Source organism: Serratia bockelmannii (assembly GCF_008011855.1).
Taxonomy (GTDB): domain Bacteria; phylum Pseudomonadota; class Gammaproteobacteria; order Enterobacterales; family Enterobacteriaceae; genus Serratia; species Serratia bockelmannii.
Window position 1 is genome coordinate 1 of record NZ_VOUX01000033.1, and the last position, 25,395, is coordinate 25,395.

Below are 25,395 nucleotides of genomic sequence, written 5' to 3' on the forward strand. Positions count from 1 at the left end.
CCTGCTGCGCGGCTTTTTTGGCTTTGGCGCGGGCGATAGCCGCTGCCACCGCGGCCTTGCGCGGATCTTCCTCGGCGATTGCCGGAGCCGGTTCCGCCGCTGCAGGAGCATCCGCCTGTTGCGCGGCTTTCTTGGCTTTTACACGTGCCAGTGCCGCGGCAACCGCGGCTTTGCGCGGGTCTTCCTCGGCGGCAGCCGGAGCCGGTTCCGCCGCTGCAGGGGCATCGGCCTGCTGCGCGGCTTTTTTGGCTTTGGCGCGGGCGATAGCCGCTGCCACCGCGGCCTTGCGCGGATCTTCCTCGGCGGTTGCCGGAGCCGGTTCCGCCGCTGCATGGGCGTCAGATTGTTGCTCCGCTTTTTTGGCCTTCACGCGCGCCAAGGCGGCAGCAACGGCCGCTTTCCGAGGATCGTCCTCTGTTGCGGCCGGGGCGGTATTGTCTGCGGCCGGCGCTTCTTTACGCGCTTTCACGCGGGCCAGCGCCGCGGCCACGGCGGCTTTACGCGCGTCGTCGCCGGAGGCCGCCGGCGGTGCTTTCGTTTCCACCTCGGCAGCCAGCTGGGCACGCCGTTCGCGCGCCTGCGCTTTACGTGCTTCGCGGGCAGCGATCATCTCGCTGTTGTCCGGCTGCTGGCCGTCGACCGGCGTAACCGCCGCTTCGGCATTCTTGCTGCGTACGCGCGCCAGCGCGGCCTGCACCGCGCCCTGATCGTCGTCGGTCAGTTTCACGGCGGCCTTTTTATGTCGCTCTTCGCGCGCCAGTTTCTCGCGCTCCAGACGGGCCTGTTTGGCTTCGAAACGGGCCTTGGCCTCGGCGGTGCGCGCCGCCTCCAGATCGATAGCCTTGATTTCGGCCTTTTCCTGCCGGTAGTACTGCACCAGCGGAATGTTGCTGGGGCAGACGAACGCGCAGGCGCCGCATTCGATGCAATCGAACAGGTTGTGGTTACGTGCCTTGTCGTGCTCCTGCCCGCGGCTGAACCAGTACAGCTGTTGCGGCAGCAGCCCGGCGGGGCAAGCGTCCACGCACAGGCCGCAGCGGATGCAGGATTGCTCGGGTTCCTGCGGCGTCATTTCATCGACCGTCGGCGCCAGAATGCAGTTGCTAATCTTGACGATTGGCACGTTCAGCGCGGGCAGGGTGAAGCCCATCAGCGGGCCGCCCATGACCACCATCTGCTGCGCCTGCGGGCGGAAACCGGTGAAGTCAAGCAGGTGCTGCACAGGCGTGCCGATGCGCGCCCACAGGTTACCGGGGCGCTCGATCGCCTCGCCGGTCAGGGTCACTACGCGCTCAATCAGCGGTTCGCCGTTGACGATCGCTCGCTTGATGGCGAAGGCGGTGCCGACGTTTTGCATCAATACGCCGATAGCGGAGGAGTGTTTGCCGTGCGGCACTTCCTTGCCGGTCAAAATTTTGGTCAGCTGCTTGGCGCCACCGGACGGGTATTTGGTCGGGATGACGCGCAGCGCAATGCTGGACTGGCCGCGTAACGCCTGTTTCAGCGCCGCGATTGCCTCCGGTTTGTTGTCTTCGATGCCGATCAGCGTGAGCTTGGGCTGCAGAATGTGTTGCAGGATCTGCGTGCCTTCAATGATCTGATCGGCATTTTCCTGCATTAGGCGGTCGTCGGCGGTGATGTAAGGCTCGCACTCGGCGGCGTTGAGGATCAGCGTTTCCACGCCGCTCATGCCGCCTTGCAGCTTGCTGGCGGTCGGGAAACCGGCGCCGCCCAAACCGGCGATGCCGGCCTGATGAATACGTTGAATCAGTTCCGCGACAGGGGATTGACGATAGTCCGCCACCGGATCGCGCTCGCACCAGCGGTCTTCCCCGTCTGCCTCGATTATCACGCACAGCTCCGTCAGCCCGGACGGATGGGCGGTGATGTGCGGCGTAATGGCGCTGACGGTGCCCGAGGTCGGGGCATGCACCGGCACGGTGCGGCCGCGGCCGACGGTCAGCGGTTGGCCTTTCAACACCCGATCGCCGGCGTTGACGCACAGTTCGCCTTCCGGCCCCAGGTGCTGCTGCAGCGGAATGATAAAGGTCTTGGGCAGGGGAGCGACACGCAGCGGCGTACCGCTGGACTGCGTTTTCATTTCCGGTGGATGGATCCCGCCGTCGAAATCCCAGATCCGGTCTTTTTTAAAGGCGGCGAACAGATTAAGCATGTTGCTCCACGTGGATCACTTGCACCGGGATCGTCTTCATGTCCCACTTCCAGTTGGCGGTGGTGGTAGCGACCGGTCTCATTTCAATACAGTCGGTAGGGCAAGGGGCGACGCACAGATCGCAGCCGGTACAGAGGTCGGTAATGACGGTATGCATGGCGCGGGTGGCGCCGACGATGGCGTCCACCGGGCAGGCCTGAATGCACTTGGTGCAACCGATGCAGTTGGCCTCGTCGATATAGGCCACCTTACGCTCCGGCTCGGCGGCGGCTTCGCTACCCAGCGGCTGCGGCTCTACGTTGAGCAGCTCCGCCAGTTTCAGCATCACCTGTTCGCCGCCTGGCGCGCATTTGTTGATCATCTCGCCGTTGGCCACTGCCTCGGCATAGGGGCGACAGCCGGGGTAGCCGCACTGGCCGCACTGGCTCTGCGGCAGGATTGCGTCGACCTGCTCGGCGACCGGATCCTCTTCCACCTCAAAACGGCGCGCGGCGTAACCCAGCACCAGTCCGAACAGCAGCCCGAGCGCGCTTAAAGCCGCGATAGCTATCCACAACGCAGTCATTAGAATTTCACCAGCCCGGTAAAGCCCATAAAGGCCAGCGACATCAGCCCGGCGGTGATCAGCGCGATCGAGGAGCCGCGGAACGGCGCTGGGACGTCGGCGACCGCCAGACGTTCGCGAATGGCGGCGAACAGCACCATAACCAGCGAGAAACCGGCGGCGGCGCTGAAGCCGTAAACGGCGGACTGCAGGAAGTTATAGCCGAGGTTGACGTTAAGCAACGCTACGCCCAGCACCGCACAGTTGGTGGTGATCAGCGGCAGGAAGATGCCCAGCAGGCGGTAGAGTGCCGGGCTGGTCTTGCGCACCACCATCTCGGTGAACTGAACGACGACGGCGATCACCAGAATGAAGGAGAGCGTGCGCAGATACACCAGATCCAGCGGAACCAGAATAAAGGTGTTGATCACCCAGGCGCTGACGGAGGCCAGCGTCATAACGAAGGTGGTGGCCATTCCCATGCCGATGGCGCTTTCCAGCTTCTTGGAAACGCCGAGGAACGGGCACAGGCCAAGAAACTTCACCAGAACGAAGTTGTTCACCAGTACGGTGCCGACAAACAGGAGCAGGTATTCGGTCATTGCGATGCCTAAAAAAATAAAAGCCGCCTATTATCGGGAATCGGCGGCCGGACGACAACATATGAATCGCAGGGGTATTGCCTTTTTTGGTGAAAATTTACACAAATCACCCAATAAAACGTGCTGCAACTCCCTTTAACGTTCGGTAAAGGTCCCTTTGACCCGCTGCGAACGCTTGATGTAAGGCACCAGCAGCGCCGCCATCAGCAGCGGCCAGCCGAGGCTGCGCACCGCCACTTCATCCGGCACCGGCGCGAAGGCGAAGGCTTTCACCGCCAGAATTACCGTGATCAGCAGCCATAACAAGAACAGCTTGGGGAAGCGCTGCGAGCGCTGGCAAAACAGAAACACCAGCCACAGGGTGAAGCCCCACATCAAAAGCGTGGTCAGCACCGAAAAGTACCATTGCAGGGTAAATGCCTGGGCGTTGGTCAACAGATAGTCGCGCGACTCGGGCATGAAGATCGCCATGGCGTACAGGAGCAGCATCAGGCTGGCGCTGAGCAGGGTGACGATCAGATAGGCCAGCGGGGCCAGCAACCAACCGCCGATACGAGTGTATTCAGCTTGAGACATAAAGGCTTCCTGATTGAAACGGGGATCACAGGCGGCATAGCTTAGCGGGTAATATAGGCTTCGTCATCTCTATCAACCGGATAGCTCGGCATCGCGACGCCGGGCCGCACGTTTGGCTACGCCGGCCTCGCTTCGAATTAACATCTCATTTACTTCTTGTTCCATCCGGCCGCATGGTGTCAAATCGAAAGGGTCTGTCGTGAGCCAGCAAGAGGAAATCCCATGGCTGAGAAAATTCGTGTCGGGCTGGTCGGTTACGGCTACGCCGGCAAAACCTTTCATGCGCCGCTGATTGCCGGTACACCGGGGCTGGAGCTGGCCGCCGTCTCCAGCAGCGATGCCGGCAAAGTGCACGCCGACTGGCCGTCGATGACGGTGGTGGGTGGTGCGCAGGCGCTGTTCGCCGATCCGGCCCTCGATCTGATCGTCATTCCTACCCCCAACGATACCCATTTCCCGCTGGCGCAGCAGGCGTTGGCCGCCGGCAAGCACGTGGTGGTGGATAAACCGTTTACCGTGACATTGTCACAAGCGCAGGCACTGCAACAGCAGGCGCAGCAGAGTGGTTTATTGCTGTCGGTGTTCCACAACCGCCGCTGGGACAGCGATTTCCTCACCCTTAAAGCGCTGTTAAACGACGGTTCGCTGGGCGAGGTGGTGTATTTCGAGTCACATTTCGATCGCTATCGGCCGCAGGTGCGCCAGCGCTGGCGCGAACAGGGCGGCGTCGGCAGCGGTATCTGGTTCGATTTGGGGCCGCATCTGCTCGATCAGGCGCTGCAACTCTTCGGCAAACCCGAACGGCTGTTTGTCGATCTGGGTGAGCTGCGGCCGGGGGCGCAGGCGGTGGACTATTTCCACGCGCTGCTGAGCTATGGCGATCGCCGTGTGGTGCTGCACGCCAGCATGCTGGCTGCGGCAGAGAGCCCGCGCTACGTGGTGCACGGCACCCGTGGCAGCTATGTCAAATACGGTCTGGATCCGCAGGAAGACCGACTGAAGGCCGGTGAGCGCCTGCCACAGGCCGATTGGGGCTATGACATGCGCGATGGTGTAGTGACGCTGTCACGTGACGATCTGCTGGCTGAGAAACCGCTGCTCAATATTCCCGGCAATTACCCGGCTTATTACGCGGCGGTGCGCGACGCGATTGCCGGCATAGGTGAAAATCCGGTGCCGGCCGCCGACGCCATCGCGGTAATGGCATTGATCGAACTGGGGTTGGAATCGGCCCGGCTGCAGCAGGCGCTGCTGGTGGTCTGATCCCGTTCATTCCTCTGTGCCCGGCGCAACGTCGGGCCTTTTTACGACTTTACGTGCAAGGAAATCCGTTTCATGTCCTGGTTGCAGCGTTTGCGCATTGATAAATTTTTGCTGGTTCTGATTTTTGTGGTGATCGTCGCCTCGCTGTTCCCCTGCGAAGGCATCTGGAAAACCTTCTTTGAACACCTGACCACCGCCGCCATCGCGCTGCTGTTCTTTATGCACGGCGCCAAGCTGTCGCGTGAGGCGATCATCGCCGGCATGAGTCACTGGAAGCTGCACCTGCTGGTGTTCCTCAGCACCTTTGCGCTGTTCCCGCTGCTCGGGCTGGCGATGAACCTGCTGGTGCCGGGCATCATGACGCCGACGGTCTATCTCGGCTTCCTCTACCTGTGCGCGCTGCCGGCCACGGTGCAATCGGCCATCGCCTTTACGTCGGCGGCGGGCGGTAACGTGGCGGCGGCGATTTGCAGCGCCTCGGCGTCGAGCATTCTCGGCGTGTTCCTGTCGCCGCTGCTGGTGGGGGCGCTGATGCATACTCAGGGCGGCAATACCGACGTGCTGCACGCCATCGGTTCGATCATTTTGCAATTGATGGTGCCGTTCGTGATCGGCCACCTGGCGCGGCCATTGATCGGCAAGTGGGTCGATCGCCATCGCAAGTTGATCAACTTGACCGACCGTTCATCGATCCTGCTGGTGGTGTATACCGCATTCAGCGCGGCGGTGGTGGAAGGGATTTGGCACCGTATCGACGGTTGGTCGCTGCTGACTATCCTGGTGATGTCGCTGGTGCTGCTGACGGTGGTGCTGGTGATCAACACCTACGCGGCGCGCTGGCTGGGCTTCAACACCGCCGATGAGATCACCATCGTCTTCTGCGGCTCGAAAAAGAGCCTGGCGAACGGCATCCCGATGGCCAACGTGCTGTTCCCGGCCGCGGCGGTGGGCGCCATGGTGCTGCCGCTGATGATTTTCCACCAGGTTCAACTGATGGTGTGCGCGGTGCTGGCGCAGCGCTATGCGCGTAAAACCGCTAAACAGCGGTCCGAGGCGGAGGCGCTGGTGGCCAAATAGGCCGCAGGCCGCTAACGGTGGCTCAGCGCGTCGAGCAGAAAGTCGGCGCGCTCATCGGGTGAAACGCGCGGCAGCTCTTGCAGCCGATAGCCATAGCGGCGATAGATGGCCACCATCGCCCGATAGGTCTGCTCGGCTTCGGCGAAAGACTGTTTCCTCTCGCTGTCCTGCGCATAGATCGCTTGCCACGGCGGGGTGATGAACACCGTATCGGCATAGCGAAAGGCGTCGATCGCCGCTGTTAAGGGGGCGGGGATCGATAATCCGCACAGCGTCAGGTAACCGGCGATATCCGGCAGGCCGCGATCGAAGAACCAACATGTTGCACCCGTCGCTTCGCGCCATGAATGCAGTTCCCAATCGAGCATCCGCTCGGCGAAGGCCTGACGATCGCCCCACGGTAGCGCATTACCCCCAATATTCACCTGATGCTGAATAATCGCCCGGCCCGCCTCCAAGGAGTGCGGGTAACCACGGCGATGAAGAACGTCGATGAGCGTGCTTTTGCCCGAACCCGGGCCGCCGGTCAGCACGATGCGGCGTAGTTTGTCAGACATACGGAATTCCTCTCTTGCCACAGAGTGATGGGGTGAAAACAGCGATAAAGACGAGCAGGCGGAAGAAAACGGGGGATGAGAAGAAGGCGCCGTTTGGCGCCTTGGGAGATTTAGCCCTGCACTTTGGCGCGCAGTGCCTGTTTTTCCTGTTCGCTGAGGAAAGCCAGCTTCAGGCCATTTTCCTGAGCGGTGCGGATTTCTTCCGGCGTCAGCCCGGCCTGCGGCGCGGCGACGCGGTATTCATGCTCGATCTCGATGCCCTGAACCGCCGGATCGTCGGTGTTGATCGACGCCAGCACGCCGTGGCGCAGGAAAGTGGCCAGCGGATGCTGCGCCAGCGACGGCACGGTGCTGGTCTGGATGTTGGAGGTCAGGCAGGACTCGATGCCGATGCCGTGTTCCGCCAGGAAGTCCATCAGCGCTGGATCTTCGACCGCTTTCACCCCGTGGCCGATACGTTCGGCACCCAGCTCGCGGATCGCCTGCCAGATGCTTTCCGGGCCGGCGGCTTCGCCCGCGTGCACGGTGATGCGCAGGCCGGCGTCGCGCGCGCGGTTGAAGTGGCTGAGGAACAGGCTACCGGGGAAGCCCAGCTCATCGCCCGCCAAGTCCAGCGCGGTAATGCCGTCGCGGTGCGCCAGCAATCCTTCCAGCTCTTGCAGACAGGCAGCCTCGCCAAAGGTGCGGCTCATGATGCCGATCAGGCGAATGTCGATGTCGCGATCGCGGCAGCCCGAGCGGATCCCGTCGATCACCGCTTCCACCACGCCGGCGACCGGCAACTGATGCTTCATCGCCATGTAGTAAGGGGAAAAACGCAGCTCGGCGTAGTGCAGGCCGGCGTTGGCGGCGTCCTCGACGTTTTCGTAAGCCACCCGGCGGCAGGCGTCCAGATCGCCCAGCACCGCCACGCCCCAGTCCAGTTTCTGCAGGAAGCTGACCAGATCCGGTTCGGCATGGGTGATCTGCACGTGCGGGCGCAGGCTCTCCAAATCATTGGCCGGCAGGGCGAGATTGAACTGGCGACCGAGGTCGAGAATGGTCTGCGCGCGGATGTTGCCGTCGAGATGGCGGTGAATGTCGGTAAGCGGTAGGCGGGGATCGATCATGCTGGGCACTCGCTAATTATCGTAGGTAAAGTGCAGAACAGTATAAAAACAAATGGATGAAACTTGCCATCGCGTTGCATAAAAAAGTGACGTGAATCACAAATAATGCGAGATATATCGCATTATCGTCGTGAATCAGGCTTTCAACACGCTGACGCCCGCCTGCTGCAACGGCGCGATCAGCGCGTCATCGGTAGCCCGCTCAACGATGATGGTGTGCGCCAGCGTAATGTCACCGATCGCATACTGCGAGGCGGCGTTAAGCTTGGCGGCGGAAGCCAGCACCACGGTTTCCGCCGCGCGGGCCGCCAGCGCGCGTTTGATGTAAGCCTCCTCCAGATCGCCGGTGCTCAGCCCCGCAGTGGGGTGCACGCCGGTCACGCCCATAAAATAGAGATCGGCGCGAATATGCGACATCGCTTCCACCGCGGCGGCGCCGACGCTGACGATCGAATGCTTGTACAGCCGGCCACCGATCAGAATCACCTCGACCGTGGGGTGATCGACCAGGCCCACGGCGACGCTGGGGCTGTGGGTGACGATGGTGGCGTTCAGGTTGAGCGGCAACTGCCTGACCAGCTCTGCAGAGGTGGTGCCACCGTCGATAATCACTACCTGGCCGGGGGCGATCAGCGCAGCTGCTGCTTTGGCGATCGCGCGTTTGGCGCCGGATTCCAACTGATTGCGTTCGGCAAAGCTGGCAATGGCGGAAGAAACCGGCAGGGCGCCGCCATGCACCCGCTGCAGCAACCCCTCGGCGTCCAGTTCGCGCAAATCGCGCCGGACAGTATCTTCCGACAGCCCGAACATTTCGCTGAGCTGCTTGGCCAATACCTGGCCGTCCTGAGCCAGTTTTTCCAGAATGATTTTCTTGCGCTGGCTGGTCAACATGGCCATGTTCCTCTCAAATTTGGTTTGCACGAAATATCTTGATAATACACGAAACTGCACGATAGTATCAATTTCCTTCCTCTGGCGGAGTAAACCGATGATAGCCACCAAAGACAGGGTTCGCATTGTCGAAACCCGGGTGTTGTCCGATGACTGGTACCTGCTGAAAAAACCACCTTTGATTTTCTGCGGCGCGACGGCGTCTGGCAGCGGCAAAGTCGCGAGACCTACGATCGCGGTGATGGCGCGGTCATTTTGCTGTTCAACCGGCAGGCGCAAACGGTGATTCTGACGCGCCAGTTCCGTTTTCCGGTCTTCGTCAACGGCCATGACGGCATGTTGATTGAGGCTGCCGCCGGGTTGCTGGACAACGCGTCGCCGGAGGCGCGCATTCGCGCCGAAGCGGAAGAAGAAACCGGCTATTTCGTGCAGAGCGTGGAAAAGGTGTTCGAAGCCTACATGAGCCCAGGCTCGGTCACCGAGAAGCTGCACTTTTTCGTCGGCGAATATCAGGCGGGCGATCGCATCAACGAGGGCGGCGGGGTGGCGGCTGAGGGGGAGGATCTGGAGGTGCTCGAGCTGCCGCTGGCGCAAGCCCTGCAGGCGATTCGCCAGGGCACGATCGTTGATGCCAAGACCATCATGCTGCTGCAGTTTGTCGCCTTGAACCGGACGTTGGAGGAAGAACGATGAAAGCACAACAAATCTTGATTGCCGGCCCTTATCGCAGCGGCACCGATGGCGATCCGCAGCGTATCGCCGCCAATCTGGCGCGCCTGGAACAGGCCGCGCTGGCGGTTTACCAGCGGGGGCACGTGCCGGTGATCGGCGAGTGGCTGGCGCTGCCTTTGGCGGCGGCGGCAGGTTCCACTCAGGTTGGCGATGCGGTGAGCGAGGCGTTTCTTTACCCGGTGGCGCATCGGCTGATTGCACAGTGTCAGGCGGTGTATCGCATCGAAGGGGCGTCTGCGGGGGCCGATAACGACGTGCGGCTGGCCAACGAGTGGGGATTGACGGTTTATCATCATCTGGAGGAGATCCCGTCTGTTCAGGCGTAACGCCGGGGCGGGCAGAGGCTCGCCCCCTCGCGTTATTGCTCGTCCAGCACCAACCTCAATCCGGCGATCAGCTTGTCCATGCCGGCCTCCAGCTTGCTGCGCGGGCAGCCGACGTTGAGACGCAGGAACCCGCGGCCTTCCTCGCCGTAGGTAAAGCCCGGCATGATCGCCACCTTTTCACGCTCGATCAGCACCTGCTGCAGCGCCCGATCGTCCACGGCCAGCGGCCGCAGATCGATCCAGGCCAGGTAGGTGGCCTGCGGCGGGCGCCAGCCCAGCGCGGGAAACGCCTGCTCCAGCCGCTCGGCGACGTAGGTCAGATTATCCTGCAGGTAGTCGCGCAGGGCGTCCAGCCAGGGTTCGCCGTGGCGGTAGGCGGCCACGTGCGCCGCCACCGCCAGCACCGCCGGCGAGGAGAGGCCATCGCGGGCTTTGAGCTGCTGGAAATAGGCTTCGCGGCTGGCGTCGTCACTGATAAAGCCGTAGGCGCCGGTCAGTGCCGGAATGTTGAAACTCTTGGAGCCGGAGGTCAGCAAGGCCCAGGCGCCGCTCGCCACCTGGCTCCACGGCGTATGGCGGTGTTCACCCCAGACCATGTCCATGTGGATTTCATCGCTGATCACGCGCACGTCATGGCGCTCGCACAGTTCGGCCATCTGCTGCAGCTCGTCGCGGCGCCACACTTTGCCGGTGGGGTTATGCGGGCTGCACAGCAGCAGGATCTTGGTTTGCGGCCGCGCCAGCAACGCTTCGAGATGCGCCATGTCGCAGCGCCAGTCGTCGCCGGCCTTGTGCAGCGGGCAGGCCAGCAGCTGGCGCTGGTTGGCGAGGATCACCTTGTAGAAGGCGTCATAGGCCGGGGTATGGGTCACCACATAGTCGCCCGGTATGGACCATTGGCGGATCAGCTGCGCCGCCATGTAGATAACGGAAGGGCCGTACACCGCCGTTGCGGTGTCGATAGCGGTGTTGAAGCGTTGCTGATACCAGTGGCGCAGCGCGCCGAGAAAATCCTCATGCTGCCAGCGGCTGTAGCCCAGCACGCCGTGCTGCAGGCGTTGCTGCAACGCCTCGAGAATGCACGGCGCGGTGGCGAAATCCATATCGGAGATGGTGAACGGCAGCAGGTCGTCGCTGCCGAAACGATCGGCGATATAGTCCCACTGGGTGCACCAGGTGCCGTGGCGGTCGATCGGGGTGGAGAAATCAAACATGGGTGGCTCCCTGCAGCGCCGCGGCAGGTTGCGCCGTGGCTATCAGTGAGTCTAATTCATCCTTCACCGATTGTACCTGCGGACCGATCACCACCTGCAGATTATGGTCGTTGAGATGCACCACGCCGATGGCGCGGTGGGCCTTCAGCGCCGCGTCGTCCACCTGACTCATGTCGTTGACCGACAGGCGCAGGCGGGTGATGCAGTTGTCCAGCGTGATAATGTTGCCCGGGCCGCCGAGCGCCGCCAGAATCGCCGGCACGTTGTAGCCGGATTTGCCCACCGCGCCGCTCGGCGCGCTTTGGCTGACGGCGCTGTCGCTCTCACGGCCCGGCGTTTTGATGTTAAAACGCTGGATGGCGAAGCGGAAAATGGCGTAATAGCCGACGAACCAGACGGCGGCCACCACCGGCACCAGATACCACTTGGTGGCGGTGCCGTGCAGAATGCCGAACACCACGAAGTCGATGATGTTGCCGTCGGTGTTGCCGATGGTCACGCCCAGCAGCGCCATCACGGTAAAGCCCAACCCGGTGAGCAGCGCGTGGATCAGATACAGGAACGGCGCGACGAACAGGAACAGGAACTCGATCGGTTCGGTGGTGCCACCAACCACGCAGGCCACCACGCCGGAAATCAACAGCCCTTTGATTTTATGACGGTTCTCCGGCTTGGCGCAGTGGTACATCGCCAGCGCCGCGCCCGGCAGGCCGCCGAGAAACGCCGGCATTTTACCCTGCGACAGGAAGCGGGTGGCGCTCTCGGCGAAGCCGGTGGTGGTTGGGCAGGAGAGCTGCGCCTGGAAGATGGTCAGGGCACCGCTGACGCTGTGGCCGCACACCTCCATGGTACCGCCCGCCTCGGTAAAGCGGATTAGCGCCACCAGAATGTGCTGCAGGCCGAACGGCAGCAGCAAGCGTTCGCCGGTGCCGAACAGCATCGGGCCAAAGGCGCCGGCGCTGTTGATCACCCAGCCCAGCCCGGTGATGCCGGCGGCGAACCACGGCCAGATCAGCGGGATCACCAGGCCGCACAGGCCCAGCACCACGGTGGTGACGATCGGTACGAAGCGCGTGCCGCCGAAGAACGCCAGTGCGTCCGGCAGGCGGATGGTGTGGAAGCGTTCATGCAGGCGATAGACGATGATGCCGACGATCACCGCGCCGAGGATACCGGTATCGATCGACTGAATGCCGAGAATGTTCTGGATATTGTTGGCTTTCAGCACCAGCGGATCGCTGGTGGGCAGCACGCCGGCGGCGGTCAGGTAGAAGTTGGTGCCCAGATTCAGCACGGCGAAGCCGACGAAGCCGGAGAAAGCGGCGACGCCTTTGTTCTCACGCGCCATGCCCAGTGGAATGGCGATGGCGAACATCACCGGCAGGAAGCTGAAGGCGAAGGAGCCTACCTTGCTCATCCAGGTAAAGATCAGCTGGAAGATCGGGTGGCCGATAAACGGCATCAGGGTGATCACGTCGCGGCTGCTCAGCGAGCTGCCGATCCCCAGCATGATGCCGCAGAAAGAGAGCAAGGCGACTGGCAACATGAAGGTTTTGCCCAGGCTCTGGAAGAACTCCCAGAGGGTGATTTTGGGTTTGTTGGCTGCTGACATAACCGACTTCTCCTGGCGAAAAGACGAGCAAAAAGGGGACTTCTGATTAGGTAAAAAGAAGATAAAACGTTTTACCTAGAAAAAATGCGCCGCCAATCACAAATCTGTCGCCCGGTTTTTGGCGACAATGCGGCAGGCAGTAAAACGTTTTACTGAGCTAACGGATTCGGTATACCCTTGATCATTACGGCGCGGGTTGCCCAGGAACGGGTTCGCAGAGACTATGAGCATCAAAAAAATCACCATCACCGATGTGGCGCAGCAGGCGGGCGTGTCGGTCACCACGGTTTCCCTGGTGTTGAGCGGCAAGGGGCGCATTTCGCCGACCACCGTCGAGAAGGTCAATCAGGCGATAGAGCAGCTGGGTTATGTGCGCAATCGCCAGGCGGCGACGCTGCGCGGCGCGGAGTCCGGAGTGATTGGCCTTATTCTGCGCGACATCTGCGAACCCTTCTATGCCGAAATGACCGCCGGGCTGAGCGAGGCGCTGGAGGCGCACGACAAGCTGCTGTTTTTAACCCAGAGCGGGCGCGATGGCCAAGGCTTGCAGCGGGCGTTTGACGCGCTGCTGGCGCAGGGCGTTGACGGCATCGTGCTGGCGGGCGGCATCCGCGCGGCGGCGGGCCTGAAGGAAAAGGCGGCCGAGCAGAGCGTGCCGCTGGTGTGCGTGGCGCGCTCCAGCGGTCTCGAGGGCGTGGACGTGGTGCGGCCGGACAATATGCAGGCCGCCAAGCTGGCCACCGAATTTTTGATCAAACGCGGCCACAGCCAAATTGCTTACCTCGGCGGCCAGAGCGACTCATTGACGCGCGCCGAGCGGCTGGGCGGATTTTGCGCCACGCTGGTACAGTACGGCCTGCCGTTTCGCAGCGAATGGATCGTCGAGTGTGATTGCCGGCAGCGTGAGGCGGCGGAAGCGGCGGAACAGCTGCTGCGCCACTACCCGAACATTACCGCCATCGTTTGCCACAAGGCGTCGGTCGCGCTCGGCGCCTATTTTGGCCTGACGCGCAGCGGCCGCAGCATCGGCTCGGACGGGGTCGACGCCTACTACGGCCGGCAGGTAGCGCTGATCGGTTTCGGCGACGTGCCGGAGGCCGAGCTGACCGAACCGCCGCTGACCTTCGTCTCCAGCTCGGCGCGGGAAGTGGGGCGCAGCGCCGCTGCGCGCCTGCTGCAGCGTATCGGTGACGCCGACCTGCCGGCGCAGAACGTCATTCTGCCGCCGACGCTGATCCGGCGCGGCTCCGCCTAGTCCCGCCGCTGCTCCTCTTCCGCCTCCCGGCGGATCCAACCGATAAAGGTTTTCATCGCCGGCGTCAGATCCCGCGACTTCAAATGGGTCAGCCAATAGGCGCCGAGCGCGGCCTCGGTGGCAAACGGCCTTTGCAGCGCGCCGGCGGCCAGTTCGCGGCGGAACATGCTGACCGGCGCCAGCGCCACGCCATCGCACTGGATCGCGCCTTCCACCATCAGCCTTGACGAGTCGAACACCGGGCCGTTGATCCGCCACGGCGTCACCTGCGCCGCCGTGAACCAGCGCTCCCATTCATCCTTGCGGTAGGTGCGCATCAGCTGCTCGTGCTGCAGATCCTGCGGCGTGCTCAGGCGCGCGGCGACCGTCGGCGGGCAGAGCACCGTCAGCGGCGCGTCGAACAGCTTAATATTGCAGGTGGCGGGCCAGAGGCCTTCGCCGAAGCGGATGGCGAAATCCATACCGTCGGCCGACAGATTGACCAGATTGTTGTGGGTTAGCACCCGCAGATCGATAAACGGGTGCGCCGTGCGGAACGCCGCCAGCCTCGGCATCAGCCAGCCGACGGCGAAGGTGCCGACCACCGCCACCGTCAGCACCTCGTGGAAATGCCCGCCTTCGAACTGCTGCAGCACCGCCTCAATGCTGTCGAAGGCGTCGCTCAACACCGGCAGCAGCGCCTGACCCTCTTCGGTCAAATCGAGCCCGCGCGGCAGGCGGCGGAACAGCTGGATGCCCAGCTGTTCTTCCAGCATGCGTACCTGCTGGCTGATGGCGGCCTGGGTCACCCGCAGCTCCAGGCCGGCGCGGGTGAAGTTCAGGTGGCGGGCGGAGGATTCGAACGCCCGCAGGGCGTTGAGGGGAAGTCGATTGCGCATTGTTGATAGCCATAAGTTTTTCTTTATGCTGGCTGAAATTATTATCGCTTGTCAACCCGGCGGCAAAATCCGATATTTGGCGCGGCTGCTGAGAACGTCGCGGCAGCCGTAAAGGAATGACATCATCAATCAGGGAAAGCGCCGTGTATAACGCCAACAAAAACTTTTGGCCGCGGCCGATGCCCTGCAACCTAAGAGCTTCTATCATGACGAAAATGAACCGCCTGGCGGCCGCGCTGATCGCCGCACTGATCCTGCCGACCGCGCACGCCGCGCAGCAGCAGGATATCGACGCCGTTATTCAGCCGCTGATGAAAAAATATGGCGTGCCGGGCATGGCGATCGCCGTGTCGGTCGACGGCAAACAGCAGATTTACCCGTATGGCGTTGCCTCGAAGCAGACCGGCAAACCGATCACCGAGCAGACGCTGTTCGAAGTGGGCTCGCTGAGCAAAACCTTCACCGCGACGCTGGCGGTCTATGCGCAGCAGCAGGGCAAACTGTCGTTTAAAGACCCGGCCAGCCGCTACCTGCCCGAGCTGCGCGGCAGCGCCTTCGACGGCGTCAGCCTGCTGAATCTGGCGACGCATACCTCCGGTTTGCCGCTGTTCGTGCCGGACGACGTAACCGACAACGCCCAACTGATGGCGTACTACCGGGCCTGGCAGCCGAAACACCCGGCGGGCAGCTACCGCGTCTATTCCAACCTCGGCATCGGCATGCTGGGCATGATCGCCGCCAAGAGCCTCGACCAGCCGTTTATCCAGGCGATGGAACAGGGGATGCTGCCGGCGTTGGGCATGAGCCACACCTACGTTCAGGTGCCGGCTGCGCAGATGGCCAACTATGCGCAGGGCTACAGCAAGGACGATAAACCGGTGCGGGTCAATCCCGGCCCGCTGGACGCCGAGTCTTACGGCATCAAGTCCAACGCCCGCGATCTGATTCGCTATCTGGACGCCAACCTGCAGCAGGTGAAGGTGGCGCAGCCGTGGCGCGAGGCGCTGGCCGCCACGCACGTCGGTTATTACAAGGCGGGTGCGTTCACGCAGGATCTGATGTGGGAGAACTACCCGTATCCGGTGAAGCTGTCGCGTTTGGTTGAAGGCAACAACGCCGGGATGATCATGAACGGCACGCCGGCCACCGCCATCACGCCGCCGCAGCCGGAATTGCGCGCCGGCTGGTATAACAAAACCGGCTCTACCGGCGGTTTCTCCACCTACGCGGTGTTTATCCCGGCGAAGAATATCGCCGTGGTGATGTTGGCCAACAAGTGGTTCCCGAATGACGATCGCGTCGAGGCGGCTTACCACATCATCCAGGCGCTGGAGAAGCACTGACGCTCAGGGGCGACGGCGAGGCGCCCCTACCACCGATGCTGCCGTTCACGCCGCTCGCGCATGAAATCGATAAAGGCGCGCAGCTTGAGCGGCAGATGCCTGCCGGCGGGAAAGTAGATGAAAAATCCCGATGCCTCGCTGGCATACTCCGGCAGCACTTCCACCAGTTGCCCCTGCGCCAGTTCTTGCACCACCGTGCCCTGAAAACGCTGTGCGATACCCAGGCCCGCCAATGCCGCATCCTTGATCAACCGATCCTCGTTAAAGATCAAACTGCCGCTGACGTCCAGCGCGCGTTCATCGTCGCCCAGGCTGAAATACCAGGGCTCCATTTTTCCGCTGCCGGGAAAGCGGTAGCGCAGGCAGTGGTGAGCTGGCAGATCGTCCGGCGTGGCCGGTACGCCGCAGCGCGTCAGATAGTCGGGCGAGGCGACCAGCACCCGGCGCTGGCCGTTGTCGATTGGCACGGCGATCATGTCCTTTTGCAGCATCGCGTGCATGCGAATGCCGGCATCGAAACTGCCCAGTACCAGATCGGAAAAGCGGTCTTCGGTAAACAGCTCAAGCTGTACTTCGGGATAGCGCCGTTGAAATTCCGCCAGGTGCGGCATCACCAGCAGCGAAGCGGCCAGTTGCGGCAGCGTGATGCGCAGCAGGCCCGCCGGCTGTGCGCCCAGGGTGCGCACGTCGTCTGCCGCCACGTCGATCTGGCTCATGGCCGGCGAGACCTTCTGATAGAACAACCGGCCCTCGTCGCTGAGGCGCACCGAGCGGCTGGTGCGGTGAAATAAGCGCACCCCCAGCTGATTCTCCAGCGCCTGAATGTTTTGTGACACCGCCGGCGGCGTGACGCCCAGTTGGTTGGCTGCGCGGGTAAAGTTGCCCAGGCGTGCGACGGCTTCGAAATAGGGCAGCAGTTGCAGGAGTGAACTCATCTATTAATAACCTGTGCTTAATGATTCATTAAATTATGCCTTATTTTAATTTATGAAGAACGTTTTAGACTGGTTTTACTTTCCCTCAGCGAGATAAAAATCATGTCGGCAACACAACGGGCGTTAACAGAACGGATCGCGGCGATCGATCAACAGGCGATGGCCGAAGGGCGCATCGTGGGCAGCGTGGTGCTGGTGGCGCGGCAGGGCGAGATTTGTTACGCCGGCGCGGCCGGTTATGCCGATCGCGAAGCGCGGCGGCCGATGCGGCGAGAAACGCAGTTTCGGCTGTCGTCGGTTTCCAAACCCTATACCACGCTGGCGGCGCTGCGCCTGATTGAACGGGGCAAGCTGAGCCTGGACGATGCGGTCAGCGACTGGCTGCCGTGGTTTACCCCGGCGCTGGCGGATGGCCGGCGCCCGACGATCAAGATCCGTCATTTGCTGAGTCATACCGCCGGGCTGGACTATCGGCTGAACCAACCGCCGGCAGGCGTTTACCATCAGTTGGGGATCCAGGACGGCGTGGAGCTGTCGACGCTGACGCTGGAGCAAAACCTGCGGCTGTTGGCGCAGGCACCGTTGCTGTCGCAACCGGGAGAGCGCTTCAATTATTCGCTGGCTATCGACGTGCTTGGCGCGGTGTTGGAGCGGGTGACGGGCATGCCGCTGCCGCAGCTGTTTGTCGAATGGGTGGCGCGGCCGCTGGGGCTCGGCAATACCGCGTTTTATACGACGGACGCCGCGAATCTGGCGACGCCGTATTACAACACGCCGCAAGGGCCGCAGCGCATGCATGAAGGCCTGCGGGTGGCGCTGCCGGAGGAGATGGCGGGGGGCGAGGTGCTGTTTTCACCCGCGCGGGCGCTTAACGCGGAGGCTTATCCTTCCGGCGGCGCGGGCATGGTCGGCGATGCCGACGATGTGCTGCAGCTGGTGGAAGCGTTGCGCAGCGGCGGGCAGGGCATCTTGCAGCCGGACACGGTGGCGTTGCTGCGCAGTCCGCATGTGGGGGCGCAGGCGCAAACGCAAGGGCCGGGCTGGGGATTTGGTTTCGGCGGCGCGCTGCTGGTGGACGCAGAAGCGGCGCAGACGCCGCAGCATGTCGGCACGCTGACCTGGGGCGGCGTTTATGGCCACAGCTGGTTCTTTGATCCACAGGCGCAGCTGAGCGTGGTGATACTGACCAACACCGCGTTTGAGGGCATGTGCGGCCGCTATCCGCAGCAGATCCGCGATGCGGTGTATGCGGCGCTGCAGGGGTAAATAAAAAGGGCCCCGCAGGGGGCCCTTGTCAGGCTTTCAGGCGATTACTGCGCCGGTGCCGGAGCGGGTTCCGCTTCCTGCGCCGGTTCAGCGTCTTCCGCCGGGGCGCCCAGCATGGCGAACTGGCCGATGAACTCCTGCAGCGACATCTTGTTGCCGTTCAGGTCAACCTGATTGTCAGCGTAGTGGAACTTGCTCGCGATCACGCCGTCTTTCTGGGTGGTCAGCTTGAACATCTGGCCCATGGCCGCCAGGCCCTGCACTTGCTGCTGCGCCAGTTTCTGCGCGTCTTCCTCATTGTAACCCTGCAACAGAGCGGTCTTCGCGGTCACTTCGGTGGCCATCGCTTCTGGAATGGTCAGGCTGAGATCCAGCTTTTTGACCGCCTGAGCGATCACTTGATCCGGCGACTGTGCCGGGGAGGCGGCCTTGCTCGGATCGGTCATCGCCAGATCCAGCGTGAAGAGGCTCTCACCCTTGCTGTTTTTCCAGCTCAGCGGGGCGATGCTGAGGCTTGGGTTGCCTTTCAGCAGCATCGGCAGGTTCTTTTGCAGCATCTCGGAGGTCTGCTGTTCGTAGACGTCCGGATCCAGGTTCTCGCCCTGCTGCAGCAGCGCCATGGTTTGGCGGTTGTAGCTGTCGGAGAAGTCTTTCAGCGCCTTGCCGTCGACGTTGTCGATTTTCAGCGTCAGTTTACCGGCGCCGAAGTCGTTGCCCTGCACCTTGAGCGCGTCCATGGTGTAATCGATCTGGCCGCCGATGTTGCTGCTGCCTTGCTCGCCGAACTTGCTCACCAGATTGAAACCGTCCAACGCCACGGTGTCTTTACCGTCGATCGTCAGTTTGAACTGTTTCAGGGTCATCGTCTGATCGCCGAGCTTCACGCCGAACTTGCTTTCGTTGCTGTTGCCTTTCAGGTTGAAGCCCTGGAAGGTGATCTGCTCGTTTTGGCCGAATTCGTTCGGGCTGGCGAACACGATAGTGTCGCTATTGGCGTCCAGCGCGAATTTTTTCAGATCGCGGGACACGTCGGCGTCAATGGTGGCGCCGCTGAATTTCAACGAAGATTTATCCTTCTGGTAGTCCAGTGGGATAAAGTCGATGGTGGACGCGGTATCGCCGCTGTACGAGATGCGCGAATCGGCGGTAAACAGCGATTTGCCTTTGGTGGTTTCAAACAGGCCTTTCACCGCCGGGGTGTTTTCCAGCTCGGTATGCACCGACGCCATGCTCGGCAGCAGGTTGAATTTTTTCAGCTGCGCGAACGGGAACGGACCGTGATCGATGGTTTCCAGGAACGCCACTTCTTCACCGGCTTTCAGCGCCGCGTTTTCACTGGTATCCGTGCCGTCGGAACGCAGCACATAACGCACTTTACTGCTGAACAGGCCGCGCTGGTAATTTTCATAGCTCAGCTTGACGCCGGCTTTCGGCAGGTAGGCTTTCAGTTGGCCGTTGGCGTTGTCGACGACTTCGCCCATGTGCTGCTCGATCTGTTTCCCGGTGTACCAGGATGCCCCGGTCCATGCTGCGCCAAGAACGACAATGACGCTGACAGCGACTAACGATTTTTTCATAGCTCTGTTTCATCCTTTTTTCTTATCACCCTCCGTTGCGTGGGAGGGGCAAATAGGGGCCGCCAAAAAACGCCCGCAGGCGTTTAATTGTGGGGGCAGCTCTCGCTTTCAGCAAGCAATTTGCTGAAATTTATCAACGGTTAGGCCAGTTGGTTATAAACCCGGGCGATGCGGCCGCTGCCGCTGACGTTGACCGGGGATTCGAAGGCGCCGATAAAGCAGGATTCACCCGGTTTGAGCGTCAGGCGCTGCCCGGATTTTTCCAGCGTTGCTTCGCCGCTGACGCAGAACACGATAGCCGCGCTCCGCTGTGCCAGCGCCTGCGGCGCGGCGGTCAAATCGTGCAGTGAGAAGGCGAAATCTTCCACCGGGATCGGGAAGAACAGCTCGTTGCCGCGCCGCTCCGGTTGGGTCAGCAGGCCGGAAGCCGGCTGCGGGCGAAACTGCAGGTTGGCCAGCAGCTCGGGCACGTCGATAAATTTCGGCGTCAGGCCGGCACGCAGCACGTTATCCGAGTTGGCCATCACTTCCAGCGCCACGCCTTTCAGGTAGGCGTGCGGCGTTTCGGCATACAGGAACATCGCTTCGCCCGGCGCGAGCTGCACCACGTTCAGCAGCAGCGGTGAGAACAGGCCGCTGTCGTCCGGATAGAAACCGGCGATGAACCGCACGGTATCCCAGGGTTCACCCTGCTGGTTGTTGAGCGCGGCTTTCAGCACGCCGAGTGCCAGCGACTTCTGCTCGCCGCTCATCGTCAACAGGCTGGCGAACAGGGTAGACAGATGGGCGGTGTCCGGCTGCTGCAGGAAGGCGGCGATATCGTGGTGCGCGCCGGCGATAGGTTGCAGCAGGGAAACGATATCGGCCAATTCACGAAAACCGTTCATCGCCAGGAACGGCGTCAGCGCGAACACCAGCTCGGGCTTGTGATTGGGATCTTTGTAGTTGCGTTCGGCGGCGCTCAGCGGGATGCCGGCGGCGTTCTCTTTCGCGAATCCGACCTCGGCCGCCGCTTTGCTCGGGTGGACCTGGATCGACAGCGGCTGATCGGCGCACAGCACTTTAAACAGGAACGGCAACTCGCCAAAACGGCTGGCGACGTTGGCGCCCAGCTGTTTTGGCTGGTCTTCGTCGATCAGATCGCGCAGCGAACGCAGTTCACCGTCGGCGCCCGGCACGCGGGAAGGGCTCTTGGGATGGGCGCCCATCCACAGTTCGGCCATCGGCTGATTATCCGGGTTGGCGATGCCGTAAAGACGGGTCAGCGCGTCGTGGCTGCCCCAAGCGTAATTCTGTACCGCGTTGGTCATTTTTTGCATGTCGATAAACGTCCTTCTGCGTCATTGCCGCACTATTGGCAATTAACCTTATGATTTTATACGGTTAACTCAATCTATGCCGACGACCATCATACCCTCGCGTCGGCAGGAAAAATCATGGGCGCGATCAAAACATCGCCGGATAACGTCGCGCCCGGCAACGGGGCCAAAGTATAGCGTGATAACGATCGGCGTCTCAATTGGTGCGCAAGTCTCAACGCGGCCCAGAAAATCCGTCGCAAGATTATTCTTTGGGAGAATGGGTTATTGCCGATAGCCCGCTTATCCTGCGTCATTATTTATTCTTCAACATGTCAAACTATGTCGGCTGAATTTATTTTTTACCGTCTGAGCCATTCCCTTATTATTATTTTCGCGCTGCGCCGGGCGATCACACGCCGAGCTTAAACCGGCGCGTCAGACCCCTTTACCGTAACGGCCAACGAGTCGATTTAACGAAACAAGAGGTCTGTTGCATGAAAAAACTGTTGTTGTTGTTGGGCTTTTGCACCGGCGCAGCTCAGGCGGCGGTGATTGTCGCCTATCCCTACGCGGCTCCGCGCGCCGTGGTGATCGCGCCGGCACCGATCGTCGTTGCACCCGCGCCGGTAGCAGTTCCCACCGCGATCGCACCCGTGGCGCACCCGCTGGCACTTACCGCCGGCGCGGTGGCGACCGGGGCGTATCGGCATAATGAACGGCAGGACGCCTATGACGAGATCAATCATCTGCAGCAACAACGTATCGATGAGCTCAATCATTTACAGGCGCAACGCATCAATAATTTTAATTCGCGTCATCCGCGTTAATGGCTACCCACATTTTTATTCTCCGGACTCATTTCCGGCCGTTTATTTCGGCGCGGGTTAACCGGCGGAAAATAACCGCGTCATTGATGGGTAAAAGAGATGAAACGTGCTGTGAGATAACTCTCTTAATGCGAATAGTTATTATGTCACTATACTGGGAGTGCATGCCGACGGGGGGGTAGCGCGTCGGCCTAACCCTACAATTTTAGGAATTATGCTAAGGAGATCATGATGGCAGGCGTTCGTATCGAAAAAGACTCTATGGGCCCCATCGAAGTCGCGGCCGACAAGCTGTGGGGCGCGCAAACCCAGCGTTCGTTGGCGCATTTCCGTATTTCCTCCGAAAAGATGCCGACCGCGCTGATCCACGCGCTGGCGTTGACCAAGCGCGCCGCCGCGCAGGTGAACGTGGATCTGGGGCTGCTGCCGGCCGAGCGGGGTGCCGCCATCATCAACGCCGCCGACGAAGTGCTGGCGGATCGTCATGCTGACCAGTTCCCGCTGTCCATCTGGCAAACCGGCTCCGGTACCCAGACCAACATGAACATGAACGAAGTGTTGGCCAATCGCGCCAGCGAGCTACTGGGCGGCGTGCGCGGTGAAGAGCGCAAGGTGCATCCGAACGACGACGTCAATAAAAGCCAGAGCTCCAACGACGTGTTTCCCACCGCGATGCACGTGGCGGCGGTGATTGCGCTGCGCGAGCACCTGATCCCCGAGCTGAAAGTGCTGCACAAGACGCTGAGCGACAAGGCCGAAGCCTACCGCGACATCGTTAAAATCGGCCGCACCCACCTGCAGGACGCCACGCCGCTGACCCTGGGGCAGGAAATCTCTGGCTGGGCGGCGATGCTGGCGCACAATCTGAAACACATCGAGGACAGTATTCCGCACATCGCCGAGCTGGCGCTGGGCGGCACGGCGGTCGGCACCGGCCTGAATACCCATCCGGAGTACGCGGTGCGCGTCGCTAAAGCGCTGGCGGAATTGACCCATCAGCCGTTCGTCACCGCGCCGAACAAGTTCGAAGCGCTGGCGACCTGCGATGCGTTGGTGCAAGGGCATGGCGCGCTGAAAGGGCTGGCGGCTTCGCTGATGAAGATCGCCAACGACGTGCGCTGGCTGGCGTCTGGCCCGCGCTGCGGCATCGGCGAGATCTCGATCCCGGAGAACGAGCCGGGCAGCTCCATCATGCCGGGCAAGGTCAACCCGACCCAGTGCGAAGCGATGACCATGCTGTGCGCGCAGGTGCTGGGCAACGACGTGGCGGTGAACATCGGCGGGGCTTCCGGCAACTTCGAGCTGAACGTGTTTCGCCCGATGGTGATCCACAACTACCTGCAGTCGATTCGCCTGCTGGCCGACGGCATGCAGGGCTTTAACGAGCACTGCGCGGTGGGCATCGAACCGAACCGCGATCGCATCACCCAGTTGCTGAATGAATCGCTGATGTTGGTGACGGCGCTCAACACCCATATCGGTTATGACAAAGCGGCGGAAATCGCCAAGAAAGCGCACAAGGAAGGGCTGACGCTGAAAGCCGCGGCGCTGAAGCTCGGCTATCTGACCGAAGCGCAGTTCGATGAATGGGTACGCCCGGAGGCGATGGTCGGCAGCATGCAGAAGTAACCGCGTTCATCACCATCTCTTAACGGGGCGCGGTTGCGCCCCGTCTTTTCATGCTAATCCTTCCAGCACCGACAACAGCGCCTGCGGCTCCGGCCGCCGGGTGTAATCGGCGTGCGCTTCGGCGTAGACAATACGGCCATCGGGAGTAATGACGAACCGCGCCGGCAGCGGCAGCGTCCAGCTGTCATCCTGGTTGAACTGCGCCAGATCGAGGCCGAGCCGCTGTTGATACAGGGCGATCAGCGCGTCCGGCAGGCGGTAACGCAGGCCGAATTGAGCCGCCAGGCGATTGCCTGCATCGCTGAGCAGCGGAAAGGTGAGATCGTGATCGCGCGCGGCCTGGCGGTTATGCACCGCGCTCTGCGGTGAAATGGCCACGAGCTGCGCGCCGTGATGCGTGATGGCGGGGAGTGCGGCCTGCAGCGCCTGCAGATCGAGCGTACAGTAAGGGCACCAGACCCCGCGATAGAAACTGATGACCAGTGGGCCCTTCGCCAACAGCGCCGCGGAAGAGCATGGCCGGTTTTCGCTGTCCGGTAGGATAAAGCCGGGCGCGGCGTCGCCGACCGTCAGCGCGCATTCGGTAATGCCCGACGCGATCTGCGCCTGGGTCGCCTCACGCATCAGCGCGTGATCTTGCGCCGCGAGTTTGAACGGCAGTTGGTCGGTTTCGAATGCCACTTTGAAGGCATCGAGTTTGTCTTGCAGTGTCATGCGTTCTCCTGATGGGAATGAGGGGGAGCGCTCATCTTGCCCATTCCTAAATGGCGCGTGTAGACTGCAATAAATGCTAACCGTTATTCCATCAAGGAATGTCATGGGTAAATTTGCCGATTACGAAACCTATGCCTGCGTTTACGAGAGCGGTTCCTTTACCGCGGCAGCGCGGCGGCTGCATGTGGGGCAGCCGGCGGTCTCAAAAGCGGTGGCGCGGCTGGAACAGCAGCTCGGCACGCGCCTGATGCTGCGCTCGACCCACGGCCTGCAGCCGACGGATGCGGGACAGCAGCTGTATCAACGCACCCGACGTATCCTTAACGAGCTGGCGGAGACCGAAGCGCTGGTGCAGAGCGCTGGCGAGACCCTGAGCGGCCGGCTTCGGGTCGCTTCGGCGGCGGTGTTCGCCCGCATCGTTCCCTTGCCTGATTTGACGGCGTTTATGCGCGCCAATCCGCGGTTGAACGTCGATCTGCTGCTGGATGACGGCAATTTGTCGCTGATTGAAGAGGGCATCGATATTGCCCTGTGTATTGGCGAATTGGAGGATTCCGGCTTTACCGCCCGCAAGCTGGGTGAGGTAAAGCAATGCGTGATCGGCACGCCCGGCTATTTTGCCGCTGCCGGTATGCCGCAGCGGCCGGAAGATCTGTTGCAGCATGAGATGGTGATTTACCATCACCGTGGCGGCGGCGAGCAGTGGCGCTTCAGCCGTGGAGAGGAACAGCGCACGCTGCGGCTGCCAGGGCGCATGCGGGTCAACGCGGCGGAGTGCGTGCGCGAGCTGGTGATGGCGGACTTCGGTGCTACCGTCGCCAGCGAAGGCATGTTTCGCAACGAGCTGCAAAGCGGGGCGGCGATTGCGGCCTTAGCGGACTGGCAACTGCCGCCGCTGGCGCTGTGGGCGGTGTTCCCCGGCGGCCATTTCGTTTCGGCCAAGGCGCGGGCCTTTGCCGATTTTGTCCAAACCGCGTTATGCAGGGAGCCGTGA

At 61.8% G+C, this 25,395-nt stretch carries 23 protein-coding genes and 1 pseudogene; 10 read left to right on the plus strand and 14 right to left on the minus strand.

Annotated elements, in window-relative coordinates:
* The 4 genes from rsxC to FOT55_RS16615 form a co-directional block, all read right to left on the minus strand.
* On the minus strand, positions 1-2,173 hold a 2,173-nt coding region (gene rsxC, locus FOT55_RS16600; protein WP_147823739.1), incomplete at its 3' end, for an electron transport complex subunit RsxC.
* Complete coding sequence (gene rsxB / locus FOT55_RS16605) at positions 2,166-2,738, minus strand: electron transport complex subunit RsxB (RefSeq protein WP_004938428.1); 573 nt, start codon at positions 2,736-2,738, stop codon at positions 2,166-2,168. The genes rsxB and rsxC, both read right to left, overlap by 8 nt.
* Positions 2,738-3,319 carry an electron transport complex subunit RsxA gene (rsxA, locus tag FOT55_RS16610; protein WP_004938443.1) on the minus strand — a complete coding sequence of 194 codons (582 nt, stop codon included), beginning with the start codon at positions 3,317-3,319 and terminating at the stop codon, positions 2,738-2,740. The genes rsxB and rsxA overlap by 1 nt, the downstream gene beginning before the upstream one ends.
* A gap of 135 nt (positions 3,320-3,454) precedes the next feature.
* On the minus strand, positions 3,455-3,895 hold the full coding sequence (locus tag FOT55_RS16615) for a DUF2569 domain-containing protein (RefSeq protein ID WP_016927891.1): 441 nt from the start codon (positions 3,893-3,895) through the stop codon (positions 3,455-3,457).
* A 222-nt stretch (positions 3,896-4,117) separates the two neighbouring features.
* Between FOT55_RS16615 and FOT55_RS16620 the strand changes: the two genes are divergently transcribed.
* Positions 4,118-5,158: an oxidoreductase gene (locus tag FOT55_RS16620; RefSeq protein ID WP_147823740.1), complete on the plus strand. Its 1,041-nt coding sequence runs from the start codon at positions 4,118-4,120 to the stop codon at positions 5,156-5,158.
* Positions 5,159-5,230: 72 nt separating this feature from the next.
* Positions 5,231-6,235 carry a bile acid:sodium symporter family protein gene (locus tag FOT55_RS16625; RefSeq protein WP_147823741.1) on the plus strand — a complete coding sequence of 335 codons (1,005 nt, stop codon included), beginning with the start codon at positions 5,231-5,233 and terminating at the stop codon, positions 6,233-6,235.
* 11 nt (positions 6,236-6,246) lie between these two features.
* Here FOT55_RS16625 and FOT55_RS16630 read toward each other — a convergent pair whose 3' ends face one another.
* The 3 genes from FOT55_RS16630 to FOT55_RS16640 all read right to left on the minus strand — a co-directional run bounded on the left by FOT55_RS16630 (position 6,247) and on the right by FOT55_RS16640 (position 8,792).
* A complete protein-coding gene (locus FOT55_RS16630; RefSeq protein WP_147823742.1) occupies positions 6,247-6,792 on the minus strand; it encodes an AAA family ATPase in 546 nt (181 codons plus the stop codon).
* 110 nt (positions 6,793-6,902) lie between these two features.
* Complete coding sequence (gene add / locus FOT55_RS16635; protein WP_016927887.1) at positions 6,903-7,901, minus strand: adenosine deaminase; 999 nt, start codon at positions 7,899-7,901, stop codon at positions 6,903-6,905.
* Positions 7,902-8,036: 135 nt separating this feature from the next.
* The gene (locus FOT55_RS16640; RefSeq protein WP_049201919.1) at positions 8,037-8,792 is read right to left on the minus strand and encodes a DeoR/GlpR family DNA-binding transcription regulator; all 756 of its coding nucleotides are present in this window, start codon (positions 8,790-8,792) and stop codon (positions 8,037-8,039) included.
* Positions 8,793-8,889: 97 nt separating this feature from the next.
* On the opposite strand from FOT55_RS16640, the pseudogene FOT55_RS16645 reads away from it, so the two are divergent.
* Positions 8,890-9,485 (plus strand): annotated as a pseudogene (locus tag FOT55_RS16645) (NUDIX domain-containing protein).
* The gene (locus FOT55_RS16650) at positions 9,482-9,850 is read left to right on the plus strand and encodes an NUDIX hydrolase (protein ID WP_142590429.1); all 369 of its coding nucleotides are present in this window, start codon (positions 9,482-9,484) and stop codon (positions 9,848-9,850) included. Before FOT55_RS16645 ends, FOT55_RS16650 begins: the two are co-directional and overlap by 4 nt.
* 32 nt (positions 9,851-9,882) lie before the next feature.
* Here the strand turns inward: FOT55_RS16650 and FOT55_RS16655 are convergent, their stop codons facing one another.
* Together FOT55_RS16655 and malX are read right to left on the minus strand one after the other, a co-directional pair.
* Positions 9,883-11,064, minus strand: a complete 1,182-nt coding sequence (locus tag FOT55_RS16655) for a MalY/PatB family protein (protein WP_025302693.1) — start codon at positions 11,062-11,064, stop codon at positions 9,883-9,885.
* Positions 11,057-12,676: a maltose/glucose-specific PTS transporter subunit IIBC gene (gene malX, locus FOT55_RS16660; protein WP_025302694.1), complete on the minus strand. Its 1,620-nt coding sequence runs from the start codon at positions 12,674-12,676 to the stop codon at positions 11,057-11,059. The genes FOT55_RS16655 and malX overlap by 8 nt, the downstream gene beginning before the upstream one ends.
* A gap of 223 nt (positions 12,677-12,899) precedes the next feature.
* Here malX and FOT55_RS16665 point away from each other — a divergent pair, with 223 nt between their 5' ends.
* A complete protein-coding gene (locus FOT55_RS16665) occupies positions 12,900-13,931 on the plus strand; it encodes a Mal regulon transcriptional regulator MalI (protein ID WP_147823743.1) in 1,032 nt (343 codons plus the stop codon).
* Here the strand turns inward: FOT55_RS16665 and FOT55_RS16670 are convergent.
* Positions 13,928-14,809, minus strand: a complete 882-nt coding sequence (locus tag FOT55_RS16670) for a LysR family transcriptional regulator (protein ID WP_043143290.1) — start codon at positions 14,807-14,809, stop codon at positions 13,928-13,930. The two genes, FOT55_RS16665 and FOT55_RS16670, sit on opposite strands and share 4 nt — an antisense overlap.
* Positions 14,810-15,015: 206 nt before the next feature.
* On the opposite strand from FOT55_RS16670, the gene blaSRT reads away from it, so the two are divergent.
* The gene (gene blaSRT / locus FOT55_RS16675; RefSeq protein WP_025302697.1) at positions 15,016-16,152 is read left to right on the plus strand and encodes an SRT/SST family class C beta-lactamase; all 1,137 of its coding nucleotides are present in this window, start codon (positions 15,016-15,018) and stop codon (positions 16,150-16,152) included.
* A gap of 26 nt (positions 16,153-16,178) precedes the next feature.
* On the opposite strand, the gene FOT55_RS16680 is transcribed toward blaSRT, so the two are convergent.
* On the minus strand, positions 16,179-17,087 hold the full coding sequence (locus tag FOT55_RS16680) for a LysR family transcriptional regulator (RefSeq protein ID WP_025302698.1): 909 nt from the start codon (positions 17,085-17,087) through the stop codon (positions 16,179-16,181).
* 102 nt (positions 17,088-17,189) lie between these two features.
* Here FOT55_RS16680 and FOT55_RS16685 point away from each other — a divergent pair, with 102 nt between their 5' ends.
* Positions 17,190-18,353: a serine hydrolase domain-containing protein gene (locus FOT55_RS16685; RefSeq protein ID WP_049208133.1), complete on the plus strand. Its 1,164-nt coding sequence runs from the start codon at positions 17,190-17,192 to the stop codon at positions 18,351-18,353.
* A gap of 44 nt (positions 18,354-18,397) precedes the next feature.
* On the opposite strand, the gene FOT55_RS16690 is transcribed toward FOT55_RS16685, so the two are convergent.
* Entirely contained in the window at positions 18,398-19,930 is a 1,533-nt protein-coding gene (locus FOT55_RS16690) for a YdgA family protein (RefSeq protein WP_025302700.1), read from the minus strand.
* 140 nt (positions 19,931-20,070) lie between these two features.
* On the minus strand, positions 20,071-21,249 hold the full coding sequence (manA, locus tag FOT55_RS16695) for a mannose-6-phosphate isomerase (protein WP_025302701.1): 1,179 nt from the start codon (positions 21,247-21,249) through the stop codon (positions 20,071-20,073).
* A 476-nt stretch (positions 21,250-21,725) separates the two neighbouring features.
* Here manA and FOT55_RS16700 point away from each other — a divergent pair, with 476 nt between their 5' ends.
* Together FOT55_RS16700 and fumC are read left to right on the plus strand one after the other, a co-directional pair.
* Entirely contained in the window at positions 21,726-22,058 is a 333-nt protein-coding gene (locus FOT55_RS16700; protein WP_025302702.1) for a hypothetical protein, read from the plus strand.
* Between the two features lie 231 nt (positions 22,059-22,289).
* Positions 22,290-23,687, plus strand: coding sequence for a class II fumarate hydratase (gene fumC / locus FOT55_RS16705; protein ID WP_025302703.1), 1,398 nt, complete (start codon positions 22,290-22,292; stop codon positions 23,685-23,687).
* A gap of 48 nt (positions 23,688-23,735) precedes the next feature.
* On the opposite strand, the gene FOT55_RS16710 is transcribed toward fumC, so the two are convergent.
* Complete coding sequence (locus FOT55_RS16710) at positions 23,736-24,401, minus strand: peroxiredoxin-like family protein (RefSeq protein WP_147823744.1); 666 nt, start codon at positions 24,399-24,401, stop codon at positions 23,736-23,738.
* Between the two features lie 103 nt (positions 24,402-24,504).
* On the opposite strand from FOT55_RS16710, the gene FOT55_RS16715 reads away from it, so the two are divergent.
* Complete coding sequence (locus FOT55_RS16715) at positions 24,505-25,395, plus strand: LysR family transcriptional regulator (RefSeq protein WP_025302705.1); 891 nt, start codon at positions 24,505-24,507, stop codon at positions 25,393-25,395.

What these genes read in the sequence shown, in the direction of transcription:
- FOT55_RS16630 (WP_147823742.1), bottom strand. Translation starts at nt 6,792, where the DNA reads ATGTCTGACAAACTACGCCGCATCGTGCTGACCGGCGGCCCGGGTTCG.
- blaSRT (WP_025302697.1), top strand. Translation starts at nt 15,016, where the DNA reads ATGACGAAAATGAACCGCCTGGCGGCCGCGCTGATCGCCGCACTGATC.
- FOT55_RS16655 (WP_025302693.1), bottom strand. Translation starts at nt 11,064, where the DNA reads ATGTTTGATTTCTCCACCCCGATCGACCGCCACGGCACCTGGTGCACC.
- add (WP_016927887.1), bottom strand. Translation starts at nt 7,901, where the DNA reads ATGATCGATCCCCGCCTACCGCTTACCGACATTCACCGCCATCTCGAC.
- rsxA (WP_004938443.1), bottom strand. Translation starts at nt 3,319, where the DNA reads ATGACCGAATACCTGCTCCTGTTTGTCGGCACCGTACTGGTGAACAAC.
- FOT55_RS16615 (WP_016927891.1), bottom strand. Translation starts at nt 3,895, where the DNA reads ATGTCTCAAGCTGAATACACTCGTATCGGCGGTTGGTTGCTGGCCCCG.
- FOT55_RS16625 (WP_147823741.1), top strand. Translation starts at nt 5,231, where the DNA reads ATGTCCTGGTTGCAGCGTTTGCGCATTGATAAATTTTTGCTGGTTCTG.
- FOT55_RS16665 (WP_147823743.1), top strand. Translation starts at nt 12,900, where the DNA reads ATGAGCATCAAAAAAATCACCATCACCGATGTGGCGCAGCAGGCGGGC.
- manA (WP_025302701.1), bottom strand. Translation starts at nt 21,249, where the DNA reads ATGCAAAAAATGACCAACGCGGTACAGAATTACGCTTGGGGCAGCCAC.
- FOT55_RS16620 (WP_147823740.1), top strand. Translation starts at nt 4,118, where the DNA reads ATGGCTGAGAAAATTCGTGTCGGGCTGGTCGGTTACGGCTACGCCGGC.
- FOT55_RS16640 (WP_049201919.1), bottom strand. Translation starts at nt 8,792, where the DNA reads ATGTTGACCAGCCAGCGCAAGAAAATCATTCTGGAAAAACTGGCTCAG.
- FOT55_RS16710 (WP_147823744.1), bottom strand. Translation starts at nt 24,401, where the DNA reads ATGACACTGCAAGACAAACTCGATGCCTTCAAAGTGGCATTCGAAACC.
- FOT55_RS16670 (WP_043143290.1), bottom strand. Translation starts at nt 14,809, where the DNA reads ATGCGCAATCGACTTCCCCTCAACGCCCTGCGGGCGTTCGAATCCTCC.
- FOT55_RS16700 (WP_025302702.1), top strand. Translation starts at nt 21,726, where the DNA reads ATGAAAAAACTGTTGTTGTTGTTGGGCTTTTGCACCGGCGCAGCTCAG.
- malX (WP_025302694.1), bottom strand. Translation starts at nt 12,676, where the DNA reads ATGTCAGCAGCCAACAAACCCAAAATCACCCTCTGGGAGTTCTTCCAG.
- FOT55_RS16650 (WP_142590429.1), top strand. Translation starts at nt 9,482, where the DNA reads ATGAAAGCACAACAAATCTTGATTGCCGGCCCTTATCGCAGCGGCACC.
- FOT55_RS16715 (WP_025302705.1), top strand. Translation starts at nt 24,505, where the DNA reads ATGGGTAAATTTGCCGATTACGAAACCTATGCCTGCGTTTACGAGAGC.
- FOT55_RS16685 (WP_049208133.1), top strand. Translation starts at nt 17,190, where the DNA reads ATGTCGGCAACACAACGGGCGTTAACAGAACGGATCGCGGCGATCGAT.
- FOT55_RS16680 (WP_025302698.1), bottom strand. Translation starts at nt 17,087, where the DNA reads ATGAGTTCACTCCTGCAACTGCTGCCCTATTTCGAAGCCGTCGCACGC.
- FOT55_RS16690 (WP_025302700.1), bottom strand. Translation starts at nt 19,930, where the DNA reads ATGAAAAAATCGTTAGTCGCTGTCAGCGTCATTGTCGTTCTTGGCGCA.
- fumC (WP_025302703.1), top strand. Translation starts at nt 22,290, where the DNA reads ATGGCAGGCGTTCGTATCGAAAAAGACTCTATGGGCCCCATCGAAGTC.
- rsxB (WP_004938428.1), bottom strand. Translation starts at nt 2,738, where the DNA reads ATGACTGCGTTGTGGATAGCTATCGCGGCTTTAAGCGCGCTCGGGCTG.